1 protein-coding gene and 1 pseudogene are annotated in these 1038 nt (G+C 60.8%); both read right to left on the bottom strand.

Annotated features, from left to right (window positions below; genetic code table 11):
* Nucleotides 1-224: pseudogene (locus AC1DEY_RS23675) on the bottom strand (LysE/ArgO family amino acid transporter); the annotation flags it as partial.
* A 170-nt stretch (nucleotides 225-394) separates the two neighbouring features.
* Nucleotides 395-886 (bottom strand): PaaI family thioesterase, encoded by a 492-nt coding sequence (locus tag AC1DEY_RS23670; protein ID WP_476870128.1) that lies wholly within the window; start codon nucleotides 884-886, stop codon nucleotides 395-397.
* Nucleotides 887-1038 lie beyond the last annotated feature (152 nt).

The raw sequence follows: 1038 nt of genomic DNA, 5'->3' as shown, positions 1-1038 counted from the left end.
CCATACCCCAGAGCGGGGAACCATATGGCGCTTCCTGCCACTGCCCCTGCCGCGAAGACCCACCGGGCATCGGCGCCGTGCTGGTTGGCGAGGGCGCCCAGCAATACCAGGGTGTCGAGGTAGACGTGGGGGTTCAGGTAGGTCACGGCCAAGGTGGTGGCCACTACTGATCTCCTAGAGCGCGGAGCCTGGGCGGTCAAAAATGAAGGCTTCAGGGCAGCGGCATGACGGTCAAGGTTCGAAGCGGCCCGTCACACGCCGTTATCGGTGCGATGCTTCTGGCGCATCTCATCCATGGATTTGGCCGGTCCGCCGAACGATCGGGTCATTCAGAGGGCAGAAGTCAGCGAACGGGCATGGAGAGTCCCGCCGGGCTTGAGATGTTCATCTGACATCAGTCGATTGTGAAGACGAGTAGGGAGCCTGTGGCGGTAGCTACGAGCTTGCCTCTGGCATCGGTGACAGTGGCGTCCGCGAAGGCAACGCGATTGCCGGGCTTCGATACAACGCCTACACRGGTCAATGGCCCGCTGTCAGCCCGCACTGAGCGAAGGTAGTTCACCTTAATCTCTATGGAGGTGTAACCCAGGCCCTTGGGAAGGGTTGTCTGCACGGCGCAGCCAAGGGCGGAATCGAGCAGGGTGCATACGAGCCCGCCGTGAACCGAGCCGATCGGGTTGTAATGGGACTCGTCGGGGTGACAGGTAAAGGTGGCAGTGCCCGGTGCCGCATCGACCAAGGTCATGTTCAGCAGTTCGCCCATCGGTGGGGGTGGCAGTTTTTTGCCCATCATTGAGTGCAGGTATTCCAAGCCGCTCATGCCGGGCATGGCTGCCGCGCCAATGGCCGGATCGTCCCAGGCTAGAACTCGTTTACGCTCTTTCACTAGTGCTCCTCTTGTTCGTAGTCTTGGCGGCGGACCGCCGGCATGGATCCACTACTTGCATCTGGGGTAAACGAACATCTTCGTGGCGGACCCGTTTGCGTTGCCATTCTTTGTTGTGCCTTGAAGGGTTGTTGAGACGCACCCACGCGCTC

The organism is Arthrobacter sp. 05T47, assembly GCF_056395825.1.
This window is presented reverse-complemented; position numbering and strand designations above follow the sequence as displayed.